This is a genomic window from Halococcus saccharolyticus DSM 5350 (assembly GCF_000336915.1).
Taxonomy (GTDB): domain Archaea; phylum Halobacteriota; class Halobacteria; order Halobacteriales; family Halococcaceae; genus Halococcus; species Halococcus saccharolyticus.
Map to the genome: position 1 here is coordinate 132465 of NZ_AOMD01000002.1, position 21174 is coordinate 153638.

At 63.5% G+C, this 21174-nt stretch carries 23 protein-coding genes and 1 pseudogene; all 24 read right to left on the bottom strand.

Going from position 1 to position 21174, the window contains the following annotated elements; genetic code table 11:
* Positions 1-34 precede the first annotated feature (34 nt).
* Entirely contained in the window at positions 35-544 is a 510-nt protein-coding gene (locus C449_RS00890; protein ID WP_006075984.1) for a hypothetical protein, read from the bottom strand.
* Between the two features lie 3 nt (positions 545-547).
* A complete protein-coding gene (locus C449_RS00895) occupies positions 548-2635 on the bottom strand; it encodes a Kelch repeat-containing protein (RefSeq protein ID WP_006075985.1) in 2088 nt (695 codons plus the stop codon).
* A 2-nt stretch (positions 2636-2637) separates the two neighbouring features.
* The gene (locus C449_RS00900) at positions 2638-3177 is read right to left on the bottom strand and encodes a hypothetical protein (protein WP_006075986.1); all 540 of its coding nucleotides are present in this window, start codon (positions 3175-3177) and stop codon (positions 2638-2640) included.
* Positions 3178-3179: 2 nt separating this feature from the next.
* Positions 3180-4322 (bottom strand): hypothetical protein, encoded by a 1143-nt coding sequence (locus C449_RS00905; protein ID WP_006075987.1) that lies wholly within the window; start codon positions 4320-4322, stop codon positions 3180-3182.
* Positions 4322-4654 (bottom strand): hypothetical protein, encoded by a 333-nt coding sequence (locus C449_RS00910; RefSeq protein WP_152415617.1) that lies wholly within the window; start codon positions 4652-4654, stop codon positions 4322-4324. Before C449_RS00910 ends, C449_RS00905 begins: the two co-directional genes overlap by 1 nt.
* A gap of 210 nt (positions 4655-4864) precedes the next feature.
* Positions 4865-6070 carry a hypothetical protein gene (locus C449_RS00915; RefSeq protein WP_006075989.1) on the bottom strand — a complete coding sequence of 402 codons (1206 nt, stop codon included), beginning with the start codon at positions 6068-6070 and terminating at the stop codon, positions 4865-4867.
* Between the two features lie 132 nt (positions 6071-6202).
* Positions 6203-6574, bottom strand: a complete 372-nt coding sequence (locus C449_RS00920; RefSeq protein WP_006075990.1) for a PH domain-containing protein — start codon at positions 6572-6574, stop codon at positions 6203-6205.
* A 32-nt stretch (positions 6575-6606) separates the two neighbouring features.
* Positions 6607-9114, bottom strand: coding sequence for a hypothetical protein (locus C449_RS00925; RefSeq protein WP_006075991.1), 2508 nt, complete (start codon positions 9112-9114; stop codon positions 6607-6609).
* A gap of 30 nt (positions 9115-9144) precedes the next feature.
* A complete protein-coding gene (locus C449_RS18020; protein WP_161606423.1) occupies positions 9145-9318 on the bottom strand; it encodes a hypothetical protein in 174 nt (57 codons plus the stop codon).
* A complete protein-coding gene (locus C449_RS00930; protein ID WP_006075993.1) occupies positions 9308-9913 on the bottom strand; it encodes a hypothetical protein in 606 nt (201 codons plus the stop codon). Before C449_RS00930 ends, C449_RS18020 begins: the two co-directional genes overlap by 11 nt.
* Positions 9914-9957: 44 nt before the next feature.
* Positions 9958-10347 (bottom strand): hypothetical protein, encoded by a 390-nt coding sequence (locus C449_RS00935; protein ID WP_006075994.1) that lies wholly within the window; start codon positions 10345-10347, stop codon positions 9958-9960.
* Between the two features lie 51 nt (positions 10348-10398).
* The gene (locus tag C449_RS00940; protein ID WP_006075995.1) at positions 10399-11868 is read right to left on the bottom strand and encodes a hypothetical protein; all 1470 of its coding nucleotides are present in this window, start codon (positions 11866-11868) and stop codon (positions 10399-10401) included.
* A gap of 101 nt (positions 11869-11969) precedes the next feature.
* Positions 11970-12308, bottom strand: a complete 339-nt coding sequence (locus C449_RS00945; protein WP_006075996.1) for a hypothetical protein — start codon at positions 12306-12308, stop codon at positions 11970-11972.
* An 11-nt stretch (positions 12309-12319) separates the two neighbouring features.
* On the bottom strand, positions 12320-12958 hold the full coding sequence (locus C449_RS00950; RefSeq protein ID WP_006075997.1) for a hypothetical protein: 639 nt from the start codon (positions 12956-12958) through the stop codon (positions 12320-12322).
* Positions 12958-13437: a hypothetical protein gene (locus C449_RS00955; RefSeq protein WP_006075999.1), complete on the bottom strand. Its 480-nt coding sequence runs from the start codon at positions 13435-13437 to the stop codon at positions 12958-12960. Before C449_RS00955 ends, C449_RS00950 begins: the two co-directional genes overlap by 1 nt.
* Before the next feature lie 2 nt (positions 13438-13439).
* On the bottom strand, positions 13440-13814 hold the full coding sequence (locus C449_RS00960) for a hypothetical protein (protein ID WP_006076000.1): 375 nt from the start codon (positions 13812-13814) through the stop codon (positions 13440-13442).
* A 39-nt stretch (positions 13815-13853) separates the two neighbouring features.
* Positions 13854-14228 carry a helix-hairpin-helix domain-containing protein gene (locus C449_RS00965; protein WP_006076001.1) on the bottom strand — a complete coding sequence of 125 codons (375 nt, stop codon included), beginning with the start codon at positions 14226-14228 and terminating at the stop codon, positions 13854-13856.
* 4 nt (positions 14229-14232) lie between these two features.
* On the bottom strand, positions 14233-14664 hold the full coding sequence (locus C449_RS00970) for a helix-hairpin-helix domain-containing protein (protein WP_006076002.1): 432 nt from the start codon (positions 14662-14664) through the stop codon (positions 14233-14235).
* A 4-nt stretch (positions 14665-14668) separates the two neighbouring features.
* The gene (locus C449_RS00975) at positions 14669-15757 is read right to left on the bottom strand and encodes a major capsid protein (RefSeq protein ID WP_049913790.1); all 1089 of its coding nucleotides are present in this window, start codon (positions 15755-15757) and stop codon (positions 14669-14671) included.
* Positions 15757-16242, bottom strand: coding sequence for a hypothetical protein (locus tag C449_RS00980; RefSeq protein WP_006076004.1), 486 nt, complete (start codon positions 16240-16242; stop codon positions 15757-15759). Before C449_RS00980 ends, C449_RS00975 begins: the two co-directional genes overlap by 1 nt.
* Positions 16242-18167 carry a DUF2213 domain-containing protein gene (locus tag C449_RS00985; protein WP_006076005.1) on the bottom strand — a complete coding sequence of 642 codons (1926 nt, stop codon included), beginning with the start codon at positions 18165-18167 and terminating at the stop codon, positions 16242-16244. Before C449_RS00985 ends, C449_RS00980 begins: the two co-directional genes overlap by 1 nt.
* 4 nt (positions 18168-18171) lie before the next feature.
* Complete coding sequence (locus C449_RS00990) at positions 18172-19098, bottom strand: hypothetical protein (protein ID WP_006076006.1); 927 nt, start codon at positions 19096-19098, stop codon at positions 18172-18174.
* Positions 19095-20723, bottom strand: coding sequence for an anti-CBASS protein Acb1 family protein (locus C449_RS00995; protein WP_006076007.1), 1629 nt, complete (start codon positions 20721-20723; stop codon positions 19095-19097). Before C449_RS00995 ends, C449_RS00990 begins: the two co-directional genes overlap by 4 nt.
* A gap of 19 nt (positions 20724-20742) precedes the next feature.
* A pseudogene (locus C449_RS01000) lies at positions 20743-21174 on the bottom strand (hypothetical protein); the annotation flags it as partial.

Consider the following 21174-nt stretch of genomic DNA (forward strand, 5'->3'; position numbering starts at 1 on the left):
TAGAGATGGGGGTTGAGAGCGTCGGAGCCGAGTGTTAGCCCGTCGGCTGCACTGGAATCACCACGTCGTGATACTCGTCGTCGGCCGCAAGGATCTGCATTTCCGCGCCGATCGTGTCGACACCGCTGCGATAGACTTCGGGCGGTTCAGGGACTCGATAGACTCGTGGGTCGCGGGTGACGACGTTGCTGTACTGGTTGGCGAGATCGGCAAACGTCTCCGGCGTGGGCTGGCCGATCACGGGGTCAGTCTCGCGGGAGATAGCAAACGCGAGGTCTTGGCCAAGCATCTCCACGCCCGAGGTGGTGGCGAGCGACCCCTGTTCGTTCACGACGAGATCCCATGCCACCTGCCCGTCGTCGGTTTCGCTGGGTGCCCCCGCGAGTTTTAGCCCCGCCCCGAATGCCTCGCGTGGCGTGGGCCGGTCGGCCTCCTCGCGGCCACGCTGCTCGGCGAGCTGGGCCGCGCGTGAATCTTCCGGTTCGGGGGATTCTTCGCCTTCGCCCCATCGAAACTCGCCATATCGCGTTTCGCCATAGACCATAGATTACGCCCGATTGATAGGACCGCTGTAGTCGGACCGCCCGCTCGGATAGTCAATAGAGACATCGGCAACGGCCATCTGCGGGCCGTTGTTGATGACGGCCGTCCCCGACGACGCACTGCCACTCAGCGCCGTGCTTTGGATCTGCTCACACCGGCCGTCGACGATAATGTCCGGTGCGCCGCCGACATTGCCCATGTGGACCTCGGTGTTCTTGATCGCGTGGAGAACGCCCGAACGCACGTCGATCCCGCCACCACACTTGGCGACGTTTGCGAGTTCGACCGTACAGCCGGTGATCGTGACACCGCTGCCTTTGCCCTTGTCTTCGACGGCGAAGCCCTGCACGCCGTGAGCGCCTGCATCGGCGTTCGTGAGTTCCGTGTTCTCGTAATCGAACGCCGCCGTGCAGTTCTCGAAGCGGCCGTGCGCGATCCGGCCGTTCGACACGCCGTTATTCCGGAACGTCGTACCCGTGGCGACGACGGAACCGCTCGTGTTGGTGGCGTACAGGCCATTATTGGGGAATGAATCGAACACCGAGTCGACGATATTGAGCGTACCCTCGTGGTCGTCAGCGAGGAACACGCCGATCGGACGGTCCCCCTCGTGATCGTTGGCCATCACGCCCGCGTGGACCGACCCGACGTTTTTGATGCGATTCGCGCCGCCCGAGCTGGTGGCGGGCATCGATATCATCGGCCCGGACTTCGCGCCGAGCGAGGCGGACGGGTCGGGATTCGCCCGTCGGCCTGAGCCGAGCGTCTGGAAGTATTCGAGAAAGCCACGATCGCTGGTGTTGACGTTCAGCCGACCCCACGCGCCCGAGGCGGTCTGGTCCATGTCGATCCCGCTCCACATGAAGCCAGAGCCACCGGAGACCGTCACCGCATAGTCGCGGTAGCCAGCCGGGATCGGAACGGAGGCGTCACCCGTGCCGCAAATGGCTACATCGGAAGCGTTGCCGATGTTGATCTGCCCATCCCACGAGAGTTCTCCCTCAACCACATAGAGCGTATTCGACGCGCCGCCGATATCGCCCGTTGAACTCGCGGTGACGGTGTTCTGAATATCGAAGCCAGCCTGCGAGGCGCGTTCCTCGGGCGTGGCATCGGGATTCGTCGATGGTAGCGTCTCGGTCGGTCCCGTGCCACCACCTACCGTCACCTGCTTGTCGGGGTCGAACGTGTCGACGTAGGCTTTCGTATCGTGGGCGTCGGTATCGTAGTTTTTGATATGCCCGCCGGCAACGTAGATCGTGCCATCGACGACGCCCGACGCGCCGACGATCCGGGCGCGATTGCTCGGTATCTGTGGCATCTCCTCGTCCCACGAGTCCGTCTCAACATCGTACCGGAAGACGTTCGGCTTGAAATCGTCGTTCGTGCCGATGCTCCCGACGTGGCCGTAGGCGATGTAGACCTTCCCGTTGATGACGGTATCCGAGAGCGCCTGCCGGAACGCCATCGGCGCGTCGGCCATGCTCTCGGGTTGACCTTCGTTTGGCCCCGAGAGCGGGTAGCGCGTTGTGGTGGGGACGATGTTACCCGACGAGACGTTGTGTCCGCCGAAGTGATAGAGGTAGTCCGTGCCGTCGACGTTCGCCATTGCGACTGACGACCACCGGACGGGCTGGGGGAGTGTCGCCCATTCGGACGATTCGACGCTGTTTGACGAAGGATCGAATCGCCAGATGCGATCGGTGTCGGTTTGAGCCTCCGCCCCCGTCGCCCCTCCTGCAATGTAGATCAGTCCATCCGGCCCGAGCGCCCCGCGGACGGCGTAGACTGGCTCAGGACACGTCGCGCCCAGGGTACTCCACCCGCTACCGGGCGTGAACGTGTAGATCGAGTCTTCGATATTCCCCGAGCCGAACACGTCCGTCTCAGCGCCGCCGAAAAGGTAGCACGTTCCGTTGGCAACGACGCCAGCCTGCCCCCACAACGCTTTCGGGAGGTCGGGGCCGCTCGACCACGAGTCATTCGCCGTATCGTAGGCATACGTGTCCGCCGTTGCGCGGTCGTAGTGACTGTCGAGATCGGTATCGTCGCGGATACCGCCGAACGAGTAGATTGTACCGTTGACGTTCATGTCTAAGGCGGGTCTCCTCGGCCACCGTCCGGCATGTCCGATCCCTCACCCCACGTCGGCTGTTCGACAGTGCGTGTGCCGTCGCTACTCCCGTCGCTCGTGGTGAGCGTGCCTTCGCTATCAGTGATCGTGATGAGACCGGCGGCGTCGATGTTGATGTCGCCGTTCGGTAGCATCTCGATCCGCGACCCGCCGAGATTCCACGAGAGTTCGCCGTCCGAATCCGGTGCGGCATCGTCTGCGTTATAAAAACTTCCCGAGATGTACGGCTGTGGAGGGGTGCCCGCAAACCAGCTAATGATGACGGGATCGTCTTCGACAAGCGGGCGTGTCCCACCGAGGACGCTCGGGTGGACTTCGACATTCGTGAGATCTGCGCCTTCGCTGTCATCATCACCCTTCGCGAAATCCACCTCGGCGACGGGGCCAGGGAGATCTGTCTGATAGTCGATCGAACGAATGACGGCCTGGCGATCGAGATGTTTGGAGCGGTTGACCGTTTGGTCTTGCGCGCCACGATCCGTGGGGTCTGTATCCGTCATAGTCAGGGAGTTGGCGTTCCGGGGCCGCGAACGTCTCCCTCGGCGTCTACCGCCCCATCGATGAGCGCGCCGACTTGGACTGTTGTGACGAAGCCCGAATCCGAACTGAGTTCGTGCGTCACTTCGCTCACGAGGTACTCCTGGCCGCCGAGACTGTCGGGCATAATCACCGTGTCGAGCGGCTGGATGCGCTCGTCGCCCACGAGTTTGATCTGACCCGTGCCGCTTTGGCGCTCGAACTCGTCGAGTAGCGAGTGGGCCGTCTGCTGGGCCGTCTCGACGTTCGTGATCGACTTGTCCTCGTGCTCGTACACCCGCGCGCCACTCCCCGTGTCGCCAGCCACCGCCCGCACAGGGTCTTTCGAGGCTGAATACACGCGAGAGGCACCCGTCGCCTCGCCGCCGCCGATCACCACCACCCCATCATAGGGTGCGGTCTGGAGGCCGGGATCGGTATCGGGCAGGATGTGCTCGATCTCGTGTTGCGTAACCGCGAAGTTCGATCCGTCGGTGAACACGGGGAGCCCACCCGGCGTGGACGGATCGACGTACCACGCCCCGCGGACGCGGTTGGCCATGTCGTCGAGCACGCCCGCACACGAGCGCCCCTCGTAAGCCGTGAACGTGCTCGCGTCCTCATCGACATCCACACGAGCGGGTGCAACGTCGGCGAACGCACAGACCGTCGTGATTACCGTGTCGAGAGGGGCGTCGTCGAACGATGCCGTGACGGTGCCTTGTTTGAGTTTGCGAACGGAGTCATATGAGTCGATGACCACCAGCCCTTCATCGTTCGGTGCCGATACATCAACACGGCCGGAGCCGATGGGCGTCCCGTTGATCCGAGCCATCACGATCTCGTCCTGCTCGGGATACCTGTCGGCGAGGATCTTCGTGACGAGGAGTGCCGATTGATTGTACCGCGAGGATTCGTATGAAATCTCCGTGACGGGGTACACTTCGCCGTCGTCGAACTCCGCCTCGCCCGTATCGGCCGCCGAGGCGGGCAGGACCGCAACGTCCGCAGTGATCTCTTGCTGGAGGGCAGTCCCGTCGAAGTCGACGTCCGCCGTCTCGGCGGGTTCGCTCTCGGTGCCAGTCCCGCCAGGGTTGATCGGCCGGAGCTGCTGTGGGACGTCCGGCATTACAGTGAAGAGGGCGTATCCGGCGTGGGGTTGATGTCGCTCGATCCACCGCCACCGCCGACGGGGCTGTCCGCACCAGTCGGACTCGTCTCTTTGAGTGTGAGTGAGAACTCCTTGAGGAAGACCGTCTCGGGATCGTCGTCACCGTCCACGTCGCGGGAGTAGCGTGTCCGTGTCGGGCTGATGTCGTAGTCCTCGACAGTCACGTCGAGCGTGCCACGATCCGGCAGGCGAGCCTTGATCTGTGGCACTTCATACAGCCGTTCGACAGTCGTCTCGTCGCCGGGAAAGCACGCACCGTCGACGGTATAGGTGCGTGATCCAGGCCCCATCCACTGCGTGACGTCCTCCGTGTCGATCGGTTCGTGCGTCGTGCTCTTACTCGAACCGGAGGAGCCCACATCAGGGCGATCGAGTTCAACGGGCAGTTCTACGCGCAGGTCGAGTGGGCTGGACCCAGGGGTCCAAAAGGCCGCAGACAAGTTTCTCGGAGGCATAGTATGTAGAGAGTGTCGGCCGTCAGTCGAACCGCAGAGATCGCGTTAGTCGTCAGCGAACGCGGCAAACGTCGATTGTTCGGGCGTGGGTGTGGGGTCTTCGGGCGGCGTCCAGCGTTCGCGTCCGCCGGGCAGCTCGTCGTCGGTCCAATCGCGGAGGAGTAGGTCTACTTCGGGGAGTGCCCGAACGTAGGCCTCGGCTTTGTGGTGGCACTCGTCGCAGACCGTGAAGAGCACATCGTCGTTGTTGCACCCACCATCGAGGAGTGCCGGGAGGTGATTGACTGTGAGCGCGCGGTCCTGTTCGGAGGTGTGCTTACCGCAGACTTGGCACTCGTGGTTATCGCGCTCGCGTATTCGGGGCGCGGTTTGAGTCTCCCACGTCTCGGCACGGATGAGCTTCTTCACCGCCTCCCGGGTGCAATATCCGCCACGCCATTGGTGGTGGTCTTGGCCGAACACGTTTTCCGATTGCCATCGATCCTTACACCCCCGTGAGCAAAACCTGGCCCTCCCCAACCGCGCTGGTTTTACTGGTTCGATCTTACCGCATTGCTCACATTCTATTTCGGCCTTGCCACCCTGCCAGCGTGGGTTGTCTTCCCCCTCTCCTATGTGGGCCGTATCAGACCGGGTTTCAATACCGTGGCTGAGTAATGCTTGCCGTACTGTTGAAAAAGAGAAGCCGAGGTCCTCAGCTATTGTATTTATTGAGTGTTTTTTACCGACGTATAACCGTTCCATCTCCTCGGGGTTGTCGAGAATCTCATACCCACCTGGGTTTTGCGGCTTCCGGTAGTCTTCGCCGCCGATATCATGCTCCCTGAGGCGGCTTCTGATTGTTTGCCGGCAACACCCTGCTTCGTTGGCGATCTCTTGTAGCGTCTTCTGGCGATTTATGAACAGTTCCCAGAGAAGGTGTCCGTTGTCGTACTCGGGAGCGGCCTTCTTTTCCTCTATCGTACTCTCACGCCATCCGTGGCCTCTGCGGTTGATGTCGTTCTTGTCCAACCCACCTTGGATGGCTGTGTAGGAAGCGTCCCAATGGGCCGCTATCTCATTTATCGACATTCTCTCTTCAATGTATGCCTCACGCAGGAGTTTCTCGCTATCCCACGGGGCGCAGACATCGCAGTCTGACTTGTTCCCGTGCATAGCGCGCGACCGGTTGGATGGGAACTCCCTGCCACAGTCAAGGCACTCGTATCCCTCACCGTCAGTGCTATTGTCATCGGCGTCGTACTCTGTCATGCTTGGACCCAACCAAGCACGGTCGGTGTCTGACCACCGGCCGTTTTCTCCGAACGGCGATACCGTGCTTCGTTGGAAAATAATAGACGGTGGTCCCTTATAGTAGTGCCGAGAGCATGGTGAAAGTGTTTGTCACACCGCTTCTTTTGGGTGGTCGAGTTGGGCGCGGATCGCGTCGGCGAGGATACGTGCGTCGCCTCTCTCGATCTGGTATTCTTCGTCTACGCCGCTCCCTTCAAGGACGAGCTTGCCGAGTGAGTATTTCGACTCGTATTCGACGCGGGAGAGGTTTGCCATCCGAATCTCGGACAGCTTCTCGTTGAATGGCGACTTGTTCAAGACGATGAATCGGCGATCGGTGACGGCGAACACCAGCGAGTTTAGTTTACTGACTAACCCTGTGTTGTGGAGTGCGAGGATGAACGACTCGTCGTTCCGTAGTAACCCTTCGAGACGGTTGCGGAGTTTTTGCGGGAGTTCGTCCACGCTGGCGACTTCTTCCATACTCTTATTTCGTGGGCTACTTGTTTAAATCCCTACGTCGATGGGTAGTTGCGCTTCCGATTGCGCTGGTTGCGGCGGTTGTCTTTGTCGAGTGCGCGCTCGACGACGGACTCGATCTCGCCTTCACTCATGTCGCTGCCACGAGCGTCGACAGTCACCTCGCGGTTATCCTGATAGACCGACGTAGAGCCGCCACCTGCACTCGCGGGCGGGGGCGACTGGCCGCCGCCTGCTGGGGGCGGGGACTGGCCGCCGGAGCCCGACCCGCCACCCTCGCCGCCGGAGCTACCACCGCCACCGCCGCCACCAGTCTGCGCCCACGAGAGATCGACACCGCCGCCAGAGCCGCCACTGCCGACTTCGCCGAGGTCGACCGGCTCTAAGGTGGTCTTGATATTGACACCGGGGATCTTGTTCGCGGTGTCGATCATCGAGTTCAGCACCCCGATAGCGTCGTTTATCATCCCCTCGAACCATTTGGCGACGTCGTCGATCAGCCCACCGATGAATTTGGTCGTTTTCTGCCACCCCTTGCCGAGCCACGACATCAGTCCGGCAAACTTCCCACCGACCCAGTCGACGATCCCGCCAAGGTTGTTGAACGCCCACATGAGACCTTTGACGGCTGCGATTCCCGGCATGAGGAGCGGCCCGAGTGGCCCCAATACATCGTAAATTCCAAAGAGGGTGTTGATGAAACCTTCTGTGAGGCCGATCGCGGTGTTCCATGTGCTCGCCAGAACTCCGCCGAACCAGTTGAAGGTGGCTCCGACAGCATTCACGATCGGTTGGATGAGGCCGAAGTGGTCGGCGAGTAGGTAGGCCGCTCCAGCGAGCGCACCCACGGCGACGATCGGCCAGCTAATCGCCCCGAGGACCGCCGACAGAGAGATCGCGCTTAGTGTGACGCCCGAGAGGGCCCCGCCGAGAAGGTACATCCCCCCGGCGGCGATCCCAGCGACGACGCCCGCGTTCTGGATCGGCTGCGGGAGCGAGTTGAACACACCCAGAACGCCCGTTGCCGTGTCGAACAGGAAGCCTAGCGCCGGGCCGATCACGTTCCAGATCGCTGCACCTGCCTCGGCAAGTCCAACGGCGAGGTCGAGTGTACTGAGCGCGAAGCTACTGATTACTGGTATCAGCGCGAGGCCTTCCTCGCGGACCCACTTGAGCCCGTCGGGAATCGCCCCGAGGAGCCAGATGCCGAGGTCGCCGAGTGGGCCGAGCATGGACTCGGTAGTCGCCTCCAACTCCGCGAAAAAGCGCGGCTCTTCCATTGCGAACGCCTCGCCGAGACGATCAGTCATGTCGAACAGCGGCCCCATCAGCCGCTCCGTCATCGTCACGAAGTCCTGAAATACTGTCAGTCCCGTGTCAAGGACGTTCTGGAAGAACGTGGCCGTCTCGGCAGTTTGGAGTGGGGCAAGCATCTCCCCGGCACGGTCTTTGACGTTGTCGAAGATTGCCTCAACTGCATCGCCTTTGTTCTCCAGCTCGGTCATCTCGCCGCCGACTTCGGCTGTCGTGCCGACCATCGACTCCGCCTCGGCCATGAGGCCAGCGCCGAATAGCCCGGCAAGACTCGCACCTGCACCACCGGCTGCGGCACCTACCGCGCCGAGCGGGCCGACGAGTGCGCCGAGCGTGGCGATGAGTGGGCCGGCGACTGCGGCCACCGACCCGAGGCTACCGTGTAGCCCGAACATCTCGGTTCCGAGGCCGCTCGCCGCGCTGTCAGTGGTCTTGAGAGCGCCAGACAGAGCAACACTCTCGGCGGCCGCCTCGGACATTTCATCGCCCGCTTCGTCGGCGGCGTTGCCAGCCCCCCGGAGGCCTGGGATCGCGCCCATCGCCGAGTTGCGGACGCTATCCAGTGCGCCCGACATGGCCTCGCCACCGGGCACCGCGCCCCAGAGACTATCACCCGTTTCGTCGGCACGCGAGGCCGCGAGTGCCGAGCTGGTGGCGGCGGAGATGGACGAACTCTCGAAGGCGTCGAGACCCTCGGCGGCGATGTGGCCCGCACCGCCCATTGCGGTGAGTTCATCGGTGCCGTCGACGTTCAGATTCAGCGATTGATCGCCGCCGAAGTCCAGTCCGGACGTGTCGGGCATCGACGCGCCGATGTCCATCACGCCGCCGTCGGGCATAGCCGGTGCATCGACATCATCGGGCACGTCCACGCCGGCCGACATAGTGCCGACGGACATCCCCGAGACGCCCGCGAGAGCGGCCGAGAGACCCGCTGCTTCGGCCGTGGTTTCGGTGAACTCGTCGCCGGCTTCGTCGGCCGCCTGTTCGCTCGCTTCGAGACTCGCCGCTGCCGTGGCGGCATTGTCACTAATGCCCGATAGCGAGCTGCCAGCGTCGTCGGCCTCGTCGGCGACATCGTCCAGCGAATCGGCGGCGCTCTCTGCGCTTTCATCTAAGTATTCAAAGTTCGTCGCAGCACCGAGTGCGGATTCGGCGATCGAATCTAAGGAATCCGTTACGTCCTCGGTTGCACTCAGGGCGGCAGAGAGCCTTTTGTCGGCTGGCATAGATGTATAGAAGTGTGTATGAAAACTGCGTCAGTGGCTACGTTGCGCGCGGCGCTGGGCCTTCTCCTGGGCCTCTTGCTTGCGTTCGGCTTTGTCGCGTTTCGACGCGAGGACAAATTCATACTGCGTGGCAGTCATGTCCCCGACGCCGTCGACGCCGCAGAACCCTTCCTCCAGATAGACTTCGTAGAGGTTACGCCCCAAATCCGTCGACGCGAAAGTTTTGGACTTCGCGCGACTCCTGGGAGACGGCCATTGCGAGGACGGCAGCCTTATTCACGGCCATCTGCCCCCACCGCTCGTCCATGTCCTGCTGGAGTTGGTGCGGCGAGATCTTCGGATGGTGGAACGATCGCTTGATCGTCGTTTCGAGAGCATCCGTCTCGTCCTCGGTCGGATTGGTGTCGCGGGCGATCTCGGGTTCTTCGTCGTTGGCCATCTGCTGGATCGCGCGGAGGAGTCCGGGCGGGAACCGCCGCTTGAGCGAACTCATCTTCCGGCGCTCAATCGGCCGGATCTCGAACTCGATCTCGTCGTGGCCCTCAATCGGGAAGTACGCGGTGGGATTGTCCGGCGAGCTATCGGTCCCGCGGACGGTCTCGTCCCACATTCGCTCTTGCTCTTCGGGCGAGAGGTCGCCATCGACGGGTTCGGGCTCTTCGGTGAGTGCGGAGCCACCGCTGGTATCAAAGTCGTCAGACTGGGATTGGGCACCGGCATTCGCGCCGTCGATGTCGGTGTCGCCGTCGCTGTTCGGGCCGCGATCCGGTGCCGCGCCAGTGGAGTTAGATTCAGACATTGGAGTAGTAGGGATACGTCAGGAGAGGAGGTGGTTCGGCTGCGCTATGGCAGCCGGGCGATGTCAGCTTCCCACTCGACAGAGCCTTCCGCGAACGAACTCATGTCCCACGACGGAGCCACGCTCGCGGGGTAGACCTCGCGAAAGACATACGAGCCGTTGGGGTTGTTGAACTGGATCTCGGCGTCCTCTTCGAGCGGGTGGCCATTGGTATCGACGAGTGCCGTCTCGGCCTCCGACGAAACACCCTCCCACTCGTAGGTGCCGGTCGTGTGAACGGAGGTCCAGCCCGTGTACTGTTCGGGCCGGTTACTCCAGTCCGTCGAAGAGAGACTGATTTCGATCGTTGCTTCGACGTTCGTCACGTCGATGTCTTGGTTGCCGATGGTGAGCGTCCCTTCCTTCGAGCGGACGGTCTTCTGGTTACGTGCCATAGGTGTAGATGAATCTCAGAGTGTCGGTCGTCAGTCAGTCAGAATCGCCACTTACGAGGTTGCGCCGCCCTGAATCGCCTGCGAACCGCGGGCGATGCTCAGATCGATCTGGGCGTCCTTCACGATGCCCGTCGGCGCGACCCGCACGGACAGTCCCACCGTGTCGACGCCGATCTTCGAGGCTTCGACGAAGTACGCACCGTCCTCGCCCGTCCGAGAGGCCTGTGCGTTCGGATCGCCCGAACTCTGCGTGCCGGCCTCCGTGTTCTGATCCTCGTTGCTCGCCCGCTGGAGGAGGCCGCGACTCTGCATCCGCGAGATTTCGGTGACGTATGCCTCGCGGATCATCTTGAGCGTCCGCTCGGGCTCGGAGATGACGCGATTCTCGCCCACCTTCCCCGCGGCGTGGCCGTAGGAGATGAGCTGGTCGACGATCCGGCGGCGGTAGTAGTCCCGCGTCCACGTCGGCAGCGAGTCGGGGTCGTTCGCCGTCCCGCTGTCGTACTGGTACGTCGAGTCGTTCCCATCGAGATAGATGGTGTCGTTGGACTGCGCGACGGGCATGACACCCTGGTCGCGGAGCGGGTTGTCCTCGTTGAACAGGAGGCCGTGTTCCGGCCCCTCGGCGTAGCCGTGGATGGGTTCCTCGCGCCCGAGGATCGGGTCGGTCATGTCGTTGCCGGCCATCTTCCCACCGATGCCCCCGAGGATCGTCCAGCCGTTCGGCCGGATGACAGGCCCGGCGACGAACAGGGCGTCCGAGTCGAAGTTGTGCGAGTAGGTCCCGACATCGATCTCGGGGTCGCCACCACTGGTTGTGGTGTTGGGTTCCGCGCCAAGGAGGCCATTCAGGAGTCGCCAGTGCGGCCGGAGTTCCTCGATCTTCGCGTCGAGCAGCTCGCCCACCGTCGTCGAGCAACTCTCGACTTGGTAGAGTGCTGCCTCGTCCTCTTGGACGATTGGGTCGGCAGCAGCCAAGGCGGTTTGCCAGTCGAGATACGCGTAGTCCACCTCGTAATCGTCGGACGTGGTGGCCTCGAACTCACCCGTGTAAGGGTTGATAACGACCTCGGCGTTCGACGAACTCGTGACGGGAGTAGAGCTATACCCGAAGTCCACGTCGACGGTCGCACTCTGCGTGACGTTCGTCGCCGTGATCTGACTCGGGTCGTTGATCGGTGCGACGGGGAAGTTCGTGAGTTGGCCCGACCCGCCGGCGATAGACTCGGCCGTGACGGCGATCTCCTCGCACATCACGCCGTACAGAGAGTCCCGATCCGCGCCGTTGCGTGAGGCTTTGCGCATCGCCTCTTCGAGGCGCGTCCCCTCGCCGAACTGCGTCTCGGCGTTGACGGCATTGCTGAGTTTCGTCGGGTCGTTGACGCTCGCCGCGCCATTTGCGGGGTCGCCGCGCCCGAAGATGACGTGCGTAATCGCTTCGCCACTGCCGGCCCCGGCGTAGGGATACGAGCTAACGCTGAGGCTCGTGCCGGGGGTCGTTCCGTACTGTCGTGCTGACATGAGTGTCGTGAGTGTGTGAATCCCGGTCTGAGTGCCGGGTGTGGTAGTCGCTAGGCGATGCTCGCTGCTGTCAGAAAGCCGGAGAAAAGCCTCAGAAGGAGTCAGTCGTCAGTGAATCGCGCGAGCGTGAGCGTGGCCTCGTACATCCCATCGTAATCCTCCTCATCAGACGCCTCGAATCGGAAGCCGTCCTCGAAGAACGCGAACTCGTGATCTTCGAGCGTCTGTTGGAGGTTTGCTTCGGCCGCGTCGAGGTCGGTGTTCATGTACCGCTCGGCATTTTCCTGCCACCCACCGACGAGCGTCGCCTCGAACTTGCCGCCCTGCCACTCGCTTCCGTGGCCGGTGAACTCGACTCTCGTGAACCCGTGGTCCGCTTCGTTGAGGATGTTGATGAGGTCGCGGAACGCTTCGTGCGGTTCGATTGCTGTAGAAGGCATAGTAGATCAGATCAGTTGGTCGTGTAGTGATCGCGGGCGTCGAACTCGACTTCGTTGCCATCGCCCGTCGCGTCGAAGTCGCCGTACTGCGGGGAGATGACCTCAGAGACATACTCCTGCGGCCCAAAGACCTCGGTCGAGTCGAGCGTCTTATTGTAGTCGACTTCGATCGTCGTGAGCCACTGCCGGATGCCCGGCGAGGTATCGAGGTCGTCACGCGCCGCCTCGGGATCGATCCGCACTTCGTTGATCTCGACGAGAGGGTTGCCCTCGGCATCCATGAAATCCGTACCGCGAATCTCCGCGTCGTAGCGATAGAGTTCGTCCTCCATTGCCTCGCCGAGCGTGGTCGCATCGTGCGTCCCTGGCCCGGCGTCCGTCCGAACCTCGATTTGGACATCCATCGAGATTGGTACTCTGTAGAACGTGCCTATCCTGCCACCGGAGTCGTCGGTGATCGGCGTCTCCTCGGGCGTCTGGCTCCGGCGATTGCGATCGGTGGCCTGGATCGTGGCGTTGGGGAGGCCCTGTGCCGAGTCGTTGTTGTCACCGTCGAGTTCCTTGACGACGTATTCGATGTCGTCATCCACGCCGTTGGCACTCCGGAGTGCGCGGGCGATGGCGTGCAGGATGGTGTCGGCGTTGACCATTAGGAGAAGACCTGCTCGTAGACCCGATCGAGTTCGGCGTTGATGTTTTCTTCCAGCTCACTCCGAACGTCATTAAACGAAGGGCGGACAAACGGGGAGGGCTCCACTCCAGGGTGCATCACTTTGTCCGTGACCACCGTCTGGCCGTCTTCACCCTCGAAGACGAGCGGGTCGCCCTCAATGGGGTACTTCTCGCCCTCGGGGCCGTGGAGTCCCGACCCGTACTCTTGGGGCGGGCCGTGTTCGAGATCGGTCCCCCAGCCCCACGACATGAGGCCGCGGCGATAGGCTTCGATGTCGCGGGCGAGTTCGCCAGTGTCCTGTGGGGCGTAGTAGGCCGCCTGTGCGCTGCCGTGGCGGGCGGTGGTAGCCACCCCTTCGTCCACCGCTTCGGGCGTCTTGGCGGCCGCCTCGGACGCCTCCTCGGCGAACTCTCGAAGATCGTCCGCGAACTCCTCGAAGCCAGAGAATGAGGTCACTGTCAGTAGCTCTCGAAGCCGAAGGCGACTGCATACGACTCGGGATCGGCGTCCTCGCCTTTGTCGACATCCAGAATCATCTGGATAGTGTCCTCGTACCGGGATCGGTACTCCTTGGCGACGGCGAGGCGGCGCTGGCCGTCGTCGGCCGCGTCACCCTCACGCCGCGATCCGGGCGAAGCCGCGGGGAGTTTGAGGTCGTAGGTTGCGTACTCCCGCACGGCCTTCGCGTGGATACCCTCGGGCGTCTGGATCTTCTCGCCGCTATTGACATCCCATTCGAGTTGGTCCTCTGCCGACTCGATTGAATCGAGGACGATTTCCGGTTGGTCGGCGAATCGGGAGGGATCGGTTAACGGTAGTTCCTCCGGGCTCACGCCATACTTCGGCGAGTAGCTACTGCTCGACACGAGCAGTCACCCCTCCGCGCCGCCAGTCACGAGGTCGTTCGCTTCGACGATCAGTCCCGTGGCCTTCTCGGCCGTGATGCCGCCGATTTCAGCGAGGGCGTCGTTGTCCGACGCACGGATGTCCTCGAACGTTCGGTAGCCTCGCTCGTTGAGGTCATCCGCTCGCTCCGAGCCGATGCCATCGAGTCGCGTGAGGTCGTCGGGCTCGGCGGGTTCGGGCTCGTCGTCGGCCTCGTCCTCGATCTGGTGGAGTTCGACACCCTTGCGATCGCGGAGGTGGTCCGCCGACGTGACAGGGATGACGAGTTCGTCGCCCGGCCCGTAGCGTTCGCCGTCGTGTTCGATCGGCGGTGAGTCGGACTCGATCAGATAGCGTGGCATGGGCTTAGACCTCGCCGTCGGCCAGTTGCTCGTGAATCTTCTCGGCGTTCGCTTCCGAGACGTTCTGGACGCCGGCCAGCTCGTCGACACTCGCGTCACGCAGGTCATCGAACGTCCGGTAGCCCGACTCGTGCAGGCGATCGGCCGTCGCCGGGCCGATGCCCTTCAACGCGGTGAAGTCGTCGGGATCGGCGGCGTCCGCGCCGTGGCTGTCGTCCTCGCTGACGGCCTCGGTGGTCTCGTCGGTGGCGGACGAGGTGCCGGCGGAGTCAGCGGTGGTGTCCGCGCTCTCGTCCGACTCAACAGGAACGAGAACGTCGCCGAGGAGTTCGCGTTCGGTTTCGGTCGGCGTGAACGGCTCGCCGGGTTCGACCGGCTCACCATCGCGGTAGTGGTTCGTGGCCCCTTCGGGGAGAGTGAACCGATCGTCAGCCATTGGCTTACGGTGCCGTCGCGTAGACGATTCCGCTCTGACCCTGCATCGTCACCTTCGGCATCGGGCTGAGTGCGGCGTGGGCCTTGAACTCGTCCGTGTAGGCGTGGTCGCCCCACTGCGTGTTCTGGGGGTTCTGGGCGACGCCCAGTTCGAAGACGTCCTGGGTCGGCCGGAGCATCAGCATCCCGTCGCTGGGGAAGAAGTCGAGTTCCTCGATCTCGTTGATGTTCGAGAGTTCCTCGACCCGGTCGCGGACGAGCATGTTCCCGTTGCCGCTCGGGTCCGGTTCGTCAAGGAGGTCGTAGTAGTCCTCGCCGAGGAAGACGTCATAGCCGACATCGCCGGCCTTGACGTTGTTGTCGTTCTTGAGGATCGCTCGGAGGTTCTTGAACGACTTGCGGATCTGCGCGAGATCGGTATCCCACGCCGCGTCGAAGGTGGTCGTGTTGACGCGCTCGGCGTCGGTGAGCGACGAGACGCCGAAGCTGGTGCCGCGCCAGTCGACGCTGATGTGGTCGGCCGGGCTGGTTCCGCCAGGGTTGCCGGAGATGATCTGCTCGGCCGTCTCGGCGATGATGCGGCCACCGGCACCAGCTTTCTCTTCGTCGACGTCAACCTGCGACCCCATCGGCGCGTCCGGCGAGGGACGCTCGCGGAAGCCGGTCTTGTAGTCGACCTGGATGAGCGGCATTGCGGCCGCGTCCTTGCCGAACTCCAGTGAGAGGTTGCTCGACTCCGTGTTGAAGTCCATGTCGACGGTCGAGCGGCCCGCGTCGTCGCGGATGTTCCACGAGATGAGCTGGCTGCGGATGTCGAACTCGCGGGTGAGGTTCTTCCGCCGGCAGTACGACCACAGCTTCGTCATCTGGCGGAACGGGCCGTACATGGCGTTGTCCATGTCGGCGAAGGCGTCCTCGGGGAGGGCACCCTCCTGAATCGCGTTCTGCCGGGCGTTGTTCCGCCCCGCCCGCGCGTCGGCGATCTGAGCCGCCGCGTGCCGGGGGATGTCGATGTCGCCGTTCCGAACGACGCCGCCGGAGATGCTACCGTCGCTCGTGCTGTTCATTTCGCCGTTGACCATTGCTCCAGACATTAGTGAGTCACCTCCATGTGGACGAGCTGCGCATCGCTCGCCCCGGTCGTATCGATACCGTAGGACTTGTTCACCGGCTCATCGCCGGGGACCTGGAATACCGCAGTGTCGCTGCCGTCGCCAGTCATCGCCCGCACGGTGCCGTCACCCGCGGACGTGAGGTCGTCGGTGAGCGAGACGTTGTTGCCGGTGGCGAGGAGGCCGCGCACCGCGCCGCCAGTCACCTCGGCGTACTCGATCGTCTCGCCTTCGGGGAACGCATCGCCGTGCTGGTAGCCACGGCCAGGGAGGTCGAGTGCGATGAGGATGCGGCCGGGTCGCGAACCGTCGACCGAGAGCGGCTGGACGCCGTTCGCCGTCTCTTCGACGAGGTGGCCCGCTCGGACAGTGCCCACCGTCTCGGCCTCGTGCTGGGCCTTGAGGTGGTGTGCGTTGACGACGACGCGCTGGGGGTCGTTCTGGGTTTCGTAGCCGTTCTGAGTCATTAGTCGTCAGCCTCCGTGTTGCCGCCCGAATCGCCCCACGGGTCGCCCGCAACGGGCGTGTCAGGCGCGTTTTCGGTGTCGAGTTCCGCGTTCTGCCGAACCGGACCCTGCGTCTGGATCGGCCCCATGTCGGCAGACGAATCGCCCTGGGCGTTCTCTCGCTCGTCCACGACCATCTCGCGGATCGACAGGAGAGTGGGCTTGTTCGCCTCAACGAGGTCGCCCTCGCCGAACTGTTCGGAGTTGGCGCGAATCTCCTCGCGGATGTCGTCGCACTCCTTGCTGTTCTCGCGCCGTTCGATCTGCTCGTCGACGAAGTCGGCGAGTTCTTCCTTGCTCTCGAAGGTCACAGTTGCATCCTCATTATCGGGTTCCTCGGACGTGCCGCGGCTCTCCTCGGCGTCAGCCTCGTTGCCCTCGGTGTCGTCAATCGAGGGTTCGCCCGGGGAGTCGGTGGTGTCAGCCTCGGTCGTGTCGCCTTCGGTGGTCTCGCCGCCGGCGTCGGCCTCGGCGTTGAATCGCTCGTAGGTCAGGCCGAGGCAGTCCTCACCGCGGAGTTTCTCCGCGTTCTTGCGGTCGAACTCCGTCTCGTTGGCGAGGTAGTCGATCATGTCGTCGTCGCTCGGGAGGGTGTCGGTCATGGTATCAGAAGTGGTGTCCGTGGTGTCCGCAGTGTCGGTATCCGCCGACTCGTCAGAGGATTGTTCGTCGGGGGCGTCCCGCGACTCGCAAGCGTTCTGCCGGTCGTCGTCGCCGTCGTCGTCGAACTCCTCGTCCAACAGGCGTTGGGCTTCTTCGCGCGCCGACTCGCGGACGGCTTCGGGGAGCGTCTCTCGTGCGCCATCAGATCCAAGCACGTCGCGGAGTTCTGATTCGTGGAGGACGCCGTCCGGGGAGACTACGTTGAAAACGAGGAGGTTGGACTCGGTGCCAGCATCAGCATTGCCGAGAAGCGTGTGGCTGGTGATCCACTCTCGGGCTTCATCCGACAAGCCGGGCGAAAGTGCTGAATGGACGTCCGCAGGGACGTCCTCGTCAGACTCCTCGGCGTAGGCATCGATGTAGTCATCGAGCATCCAGTGGGTGCTGACGAACTCGCCGTCATCGATGTCGTCCTCCGCGAGTGTCGAGTCGTACTCCGGCGTGCGCGCTTCGGATCGCGCATTCACTCGTGTCTCAACACCAACGCCGATTGCCGAACCGAGGGTTTCGAGCGCGCCTGCAATGCGGCCCTTGTCCCGCTCGATAGTCTGCTGATCGCTCATAGTTAGACTGTCGCCCGTACCGATAGGCGTGCCGCGGGCGGCCTCGGTCCACTCCTCGGGTTGGGCGTTTGCGCGTCCGGCCGCACACCCAGCGTCCACCGAACACCGCGCCTTACCGTTCATCACGAGCGCGAGGTGGTCGAGAGTCAGAGACTTCTGGACGGCGTCGTAATCCTGCCCGTTGTACCGCCCTCCGGACGCATCTATTTCGCCGATACTGTACCCGAGTGAGACGGGCCACTCACCACCGTCTTCGAGCGTGTCGAACGCCTCGGTGTACTGCTCGCCGTGCGAGTCGCGCTGGTCGGTCGGCAGCCACAGCTCACCGAGCGCCTTGTTGCCCTCGCTGTTCGTCCGGAGGTCGCGATACTCGCCGACAGTGGTCGGCCCCGAGTCGGGCGTGGCTGGTGACGGCGGTGTTGCCGGGGCGGCCGTCGGGTGATCCAGCGAAATCGGGAGTGAGTTCGTCCGCCCCACCGCCTCGTCGAGTTCGTCGCCCGGCAGGAACTCGCGATCGTAGGCGTTCGGGTCGTCGGGGTACGATAGCACCTGCTCCTGCGAGGAAGCCACCGGCACCACGAGGTAGTCGGTGCCGTCCTCAGTCTCGTGCCGGGGTTCGCCCGTGACTGGGTTGCCGGCGCTGTTGAGTCGCAGAGTCATGGTATCAAAGCGGCAGGAGGAAGCACCGGCAGCCGAGATGCGAATCGCGGATCGGCCGCGGTGCGTCCCCACTCAGGACGTTTTCGAGGAGGTACGGGCCGTCGACCGACAGGCCACGACATTCGAGACAGACGCGCCAGTCGCCCGCCGTCACCCAGTCGAGGTCTTGTTCGCCGGCTTCGTCCGGAGCTTCGGGTTCGACGCCCACCTGTTCGACACCGGCGCGCTGATAGGCCGTGAGTGCCGCCTCGTTGGCCGCATCGACGGGTTCGATGGCCGCAACCATCCGGATGCGCGTGCCGAACTGCGCCTCGATCTCCGTGTTGATGTCGGCAATGAGTTCGCGCTTGTTGAACTCGCCCGACTCGGCCTCGATATACCCACCGTCGGCGATGGTGCGCGTGACCTGCTGTTTCGTGTTCTCGACGGCGTCTTCGAGGTCGTAGTAGGCCTGCTCGTACTGCCGCTGGAGGGCTTGTTCGTGGGGCTGGTCGGTGATGGCCGCACTCGCCCCCCGATCGCCGATGTCGTACTCGCGGGTGCGGAGGGCCGAGCGTGCCTGCCGGAGCCCCGTCTCGTAGGAGTGGTGCGTGTACGATGACGTCCAGTGCTGGCCGGCCTGGACCTGCCGGCCCGTCGCAGGTTCGAGAAGGTACTCGTCGAACAGCCGGGTGAGCCAGTCCCGCAGCGCGCCGATCGAACGGAGTGCTGCGAGGCCACCCGCAGCGCCCACGAGGCCCGCTGCGACGGGGCCAGCACCCGCGCCGGCCTGTGTGGCCTGTGACTGTGCGTTCTCGATCTGACGGCGGATTGCGCCCCGCACGTCGCGCGTGCGACCCGAGAGGTCCTGCCGGAGCGTTCGTCTTTGAGTGGTCGTCTGCGTGGGGTCCTGGCGTGGCCCCTGCGCCGGCCCATTCGCAGAGGTACTCATTCTTCCTCGTCGTCAGTAGTGTCGTCGGAGGTGTCCCGCCACTTGCCGTCAGGTTCGTCGGCGTTGGCGCGGACGGTGCCGGCCATTCCGCTCGGTGCCGTGGCCGGGCTGGCTGTTCCCTCGGAGGCGGCCTCAGCCTCGGCGTCGAGATTTATCGCCGCGTCCAGCTCGCCGGGCGAGCGTTCGTCTTGCGCTTCGACGTGATCCGGGGCCTCCGAGCCGCGTTCGGGACTCCAGTCGTAGATCTGCTTGCGGCGTTCCGCGGTGGTGGTGTCCTGCTGGGGGTTCTTGCCCGTCGCCGTGTTGATGGCGTTGGCCTTGCGCTCCATGATCTCGGCCTCTTCCTGCTCGGAGAGTTCGCTCAGGGCCGGCCACTCGATCGTGTACGTCTCGCCGTCGGGTTCGGGAAGGATGCCCGCCCGGATGAGGAGGTCGAGCAGTGGGCGGAGGATGCGCGCTTCGAGATAACTATCCCGATCGCCGGCCACGCTCGATCGCCAGTCGGCGTTATCCTCTGTGGTGGCGCGCTCGCCCGTCTCGTTGCCTTTGATGATGCTCTGGGGGATGTCCTTCGCGGCGGCGATTGCCTCCCACTGGATGTCCATGTGGTCGGCGGGACTGGCGATGTCCGCGCCAAGAGTTTCGATCTCGCCGTTCGAGCGAATCGTCCGGTCGAAGCGATCGACGTAGTTCGAGATCTGAGTGGCGAGGGCATCGCCGCCGTCCTGAAACTCCGTCGGCACGCGCTGCGTGGTGCCGCCGATCTCCTTGATCGCCTCCGGCGGCTTCATGACGATCCCCTGGTAGCCACCGCGCCAGTAGCCCTCGCCACTCGCGCCGTAGATCTTCGTCATGTCCGTGATCCGATTGATGATGTTCTTGTAGAAGGGGATCGAGCGGTAGGGGTCGACGAGCGTGTTGCTCGCGATGTGGATCACGCGGGTATGGTGGACGTCGCTCGTCTCGGTGTTCGCGTCGGTGATGGTGTACGAGTCGGGGCGGCCGTACCGATCGTCATCGAGGTCCTTACTGACGGTGAAGTCGATCTTGTTCTGAGGATACAGTTCGATGTAGGCGAGGTCCGAGAGGTCGCGGCTGTCGTCGCTGTCGAGTTTCTCGGAGACGCTTTGGTCGTCCTTGATCCCGACGACGATCACCGAATACTGGCCGAGGCGGGCGAGGAGATCGGCCGCCATCAGCCGCGGCTTGAGCGCCTCGCGGAGGAGTGTGCGCCGCGGGTTGTTCGGGGCGTTGTTGTCGAAGAGGTTCTCGACGGCCGTCTCGAAGTCCGTCTGATCGTCCTCGTCGTCGCCCTCGGTGGGCTCGTCGTCGACGATGTCCGGGCGGCCCTGCCAGGCGTCGTTGACGAACTTGTCGAGCAGGCCCGAGACGGGACCGCCGCGCAGGTAGTACGTCAGCCACGTGTTGAACGTGAGCTGGTTCTCGCGTGGATACCCGAGCGCGTCCCACATCTTCGGGGAGCGCGCATCGTCGAGCAGGCCGTCGAAGTTGCTGCGCGAGAGGACACCCGAGCGACCGCCGTACATGGCGTTGGTGCGGGCCTGCGGGAGGTCCGGCCCGCGCCACACCTGCGGCTCGCTCTCGTCGTCGGAATCAGAACTCATGAATTGGAGGGAACGTTGATTACCAGGCGCTCGGGACGGAGACGCGGCCAGTTTCAGTGCTGTCGTCGGTGAATAGCGCGTACCGAAGGGCGTCGAGACAGTGGTCGACGGCAGCCTTCTTGCCGACCTGCTCCTCTTGGTAACTCAGGAACTCCTGAATCAACTCGGTGCACTTGTCGGAAACGAGGAGTCCAGGGCGGCGCTCGTCGTCGAGTTCGAGCCGGCTACGGACGTGAGGGATGCCCTCGTCAAGCGACTTGTTCGCTTTCATGGTATTCCAGCCCGCCCGTTGGAATTTCTGCATGTGCGCCGGCTCGTGCTCACAGTAGAGCATCCCTTTGGGCTTGCCGGCGAGCCACCCGCCGCCGGTCTTGGGGTTCAAGATGTCTTCAGGGTGGCTCTCCGAGCGGTGGGTTGGTCGCACGTCGACTGGGGGTCGAGCGTCGGCCTC